Below are 3,004 nucleotides of genomic sequence, written 5' to 3' on the forward strand. Positions count from 1 at the left end.
AGCGTGCCAGCGTGCCAGCGTGCCAGCAGGTCGCTGCTATACTACCGCCATGCGTCTCGACTATTTCGTTGCCCACGCCACCGGGCTCACCCGTAAACAGGTCAAAACCCTGATTCGCTCCGGCGCTATCCAGGTGTTCGATGGTGCCGGCGGTGCGGTGCCCGTCAAACCGGACCGGCGTCTGGAAACGGATATGCGGGTGGTCTGGGAGGGGCGGCCGCTGAGACTGGAAGGGCATCGATATTTGATGCTGCACAAACCAATGGGCGTGGTGTGTTCCACCGAGGATCCGGGCCATCGCACCGTGTTGGATCTGCTGCCCGGTGATCAGCGTGCCGGCCTGCATGCCGCCGGTCGGTTGGATCTGGACACCACCGGACTGGTATTGCTCACCAGTGATGGCCAATGGTCCCATCGCATCACCTCGCCGCAACACCATTGTGCCAAGCGCTATCGGGTCACCACCGCCGAGCCGGTGACCCGCGCCCAGGTTGATGCCCTGTCGGCGGGCGTGGTGTTGCGTGACGATTCCCGCCCCACCCGGGAGGCGCAAGTGGAAGTGGTGGCGCCTTTGTGTCTGCGCCTGACCATCAGCGAGGGGCGTTATCACCAGGTCAAACGGATGCTGGCGGCGGTGGGCAACCGGGTGGTGGCACTGCATCGGGAGGCGGTCGGGGATGTGGTATTGGACCCGGCGCTGACGCCGGGAGAATGGCGCCCGCTCACCGACGCGGAACGGCATCGGCTGGGCCCCCCGGACTGACCACGCTGTCGCCCGGGTTCGTCGGATCGGGCGAGGAGGGTGGGCCGTGGCTGGCCCCGGTTTGGGTTCTCCGCAAGAACAGTGCATAGTGCTGGAGGTCCGGATTATGGTTGCCGTCAATGGGATGCTCTGGACAGTCACTTGTCATTTTCGGACAGCAATGAGCGCAGGTGTATGCTTGAGGCCATGAACAGGACGCCACACAACGACCCCGCACTGGCCAGTGATCGTTCGCCGATCCCGGTCAACTATGTGCGCAATCTGGTGGAACTGGCCCGCGAAGCCGGGCTCGACCCGTCCCGTCTGCTGGCGCACGCCGGTTTGTCGGAACCTCAAGTGTACAGCGCCGAGCCGGCGTTGAGATTCGATCAGTTCCGTCGTGTCATGGCCAGCGCCAGGGCGTTGTCCGGTGATCCCGCCATCGCCCTGAGTCTGGGGCAGCAACTCACCGTTACCGCCCATGGCCTGTTGGGCTACGCCGCCATCAGCAGCCGTGATCTGGGGGAAGCGCTGCAATTACTGGAACGCTATTTCCGTACCCGCACCCGCCTGTGTCTGCCGCGGTTGGACGTGGAGCAGCAGTGGGTGCGTTTTGCCCTGATGGAAAGTTACGACCTGGGTGAGATCCGCCGTCCCTATCTGGAGGTGGTGACCGCCGCGTTGGTGGCCGGGCTGCGCTATTTGCTCGGCGACCGTTTCCAGGGCGCGGTGCTGACCTTGCCCTACGCCTCACCGGACTACGCCGGGCGGTACCAGGAACTGCTGGGCATGACCGTCCGTTTCGGCGCCGATACCGCGGCGCTCAGCTTTCCGGCGACGCTGCTGAGGGAGGCGCTGCCGATGGCGGATGCCTCCTCCCGGCAAATGGCCGCCCAGCGATGCGAGGAGGAACTGCAACGGCTGGAAGCGGATCAGGACTGGGCTTCGCGGGTGCGCGCCCGTTTGATGCAGGCGGAAGGCGCCTTGCCGAGCCTGGAGCAGCTGGCCACCGGTTTCCACCTGACCTCACGCACTCTGCGTCGCTATCTTGCGGCGCTGGGCGTGAGCTATCGCTATCTGCTGGAAGAAGTGCGCATGGCCCGCGCGGTACGTTATCTCCAGGCCAATCTCACCGTGCAGCAGGTGGCGCAGAAGCTGGGCTATGCCGAACCCAGCAACTTCACCCGGGCTTTCCGCCGCTGGACCGGCCGTCCGCCCAGCGACTATCTGGGCAATCTGTAAGCGTCCGTCCGCACCTTCGCTCTCATTCCAATCAAGATGTAACAGACCGCGACAGACTTCACTCCAGGCACTGGAAACCGGCACAATCAATACCCTCTTTCGGGCCCTTACTCTATCCTCCGCGATCGGGTTCCCGTGGTCCATTTTTTCTTGTTTTCTTTATAGACAGGTTTGGGAGACAGCCATGTTCGATATTACCAACAAACGCATTCTTATCACCGGCGCTTCCAGCGGTTTTGGCGCCCGTTTCGCGGAAGTGCTGGCCGAGCATGGTGCCGATCTGGTACTGGCGGCACGCAGGGTGGACAAACTCGAGGCCACCGCGGAAAAAGTCCGCGCCCTGGGGCGTGACGCACGGGTGGTGGCAATGGACGTGTCCGATCACGCCAATGTGGAGCGGGCTTTCGAGAATATGCCGGCTCTGGATGTGGTGGTGAACAACGCCGGAATCACCCGGGAAGGCGCCACCGACACCCTGTCCGAGGAAGACTGGAACGCGGTGGTGGACACCAACCTCAATGGTGTCTGGGCGGTGAGCAAATTCGCCATCCAGCAATGGCGCCGGGATGAGCGCCCGGGGAACATCATCAATATCGCCTCCATCCTTGGCCTGCGAGTGGGCGCCATGCTGTCCCCGTACACCGTGGCCAAGGCCGGCGTGGTGCAACTGACCAAGTCCATCGCTCTGGATTACGCCCGCTACAACATTCGTTGCAACGCCATTTGCCCCGGCTACATTGAAACCGACATCAACCGGGACTTTTTCCAGGGCCCCCATGGCGGCAAGCTGATCAAGCGCATCCCCTACCATCGGCTGGGTCAGATCGACGAACTGGTCGGCCCGTTGCTACTGCTGGCCTCCGACGCGTCTTCCTACATGAGCGGCGCGGCGATTCCGGTGGATGGCGGCCACCTTTGTAATACGCTTTAAACAGAGGGGTGACGCTGGACGCCAGATGCCGGACGCTAAAGTCAAAACCCGGGGCTGAGGGCATTGCGGAAATAAAAAATTGCCGGGAG

The 3,004-nt window shown here is 62.9% G+C and carries 3 protein-coding genes; all 3 read left to right on the forward strand.

Annotated features, from left to right (window positions below):
* The first annotated feature begins 49 nt into the window (after nt 1-49).
* The 3 genes from A6D6_RS21455 to A6D6_RS21465 all read left to right on the forward strand — a co-directional run bounded on the left by A6D6_RS21455 (nt 50) and on the right by A6D6_RS21465 (nt 2,915).
* Nucleotides 50-763, forward strand: coding sequence for a 16S rRNA pseudouridine(516) synthase (locus A6D6_RS21455; RefSeq protein WP_133490225.1), 714 nt, complete (start codon nt 50-52; stop codon nt 761-763).
* Between the two features lie 174 nt (nt 764-937).
* On the forward strand, nt 938-1,984 hold the full coding sequence (locus A6D6_RS21460) for an AraC family transcriptional regulator (RefSeq protein WP_236564209.1): 1,047 nt from the start codon (nt 938-940) through the stop codon (nt 1,982-1,984).
* Between the two features lie 184 nt (nt 1,985-2,168).
* Nucleotides 2,169-2,915, forward strand: coding sequence for an SDR family NAD(P)-dependent oxidoreductase (locus tag A6D6_RS21465; RefSeq protein WP_133489880.1), 747 nt, complete (start codon nt 2,169-2,171; stop codon nt 2,913-2,915).
* Nucleotides 2,916-3,004 lie beyond the last annotated feature (89 nt).

The sequence above is a fragment of the Alcanivorax xiamenensis genome (genome assembly GCF_009846745.1).
Classification (GTDB): domain Bacteria; phylum Pseudomonadota; class Gammaproteobacteria; order Pseudomonadales; family Alcanivoracaceae; genus Alloalcanivorax; species Alloalcanivorax xiamenensis.

What these genes read in the sequence shown, in the direction of transcription:
- A6D6_RS21455 (WP_133490225.1), top strand. Translation starts at nt 50, where the DNA reads ATGCGTCTCGACTATTTCGTTGCCCACGCCACCGGGCTCACCCGTAAA.
- A6D6_RS21460 (WP_236564209.1), top strand. Translation starts at nt 938, where the DNA reads ATGCTTGAGGCCATGAACAGGACGCCACACAACGACCCCGCACTGGCC.
- A6D6_RS21465 (WP_133489880.1), top strand. Translation starts at nt 2,169, where the DNA reads ATGTTCGATATTACCAACAAACGCATTCTTATCACCGGCGCTTCCAGC.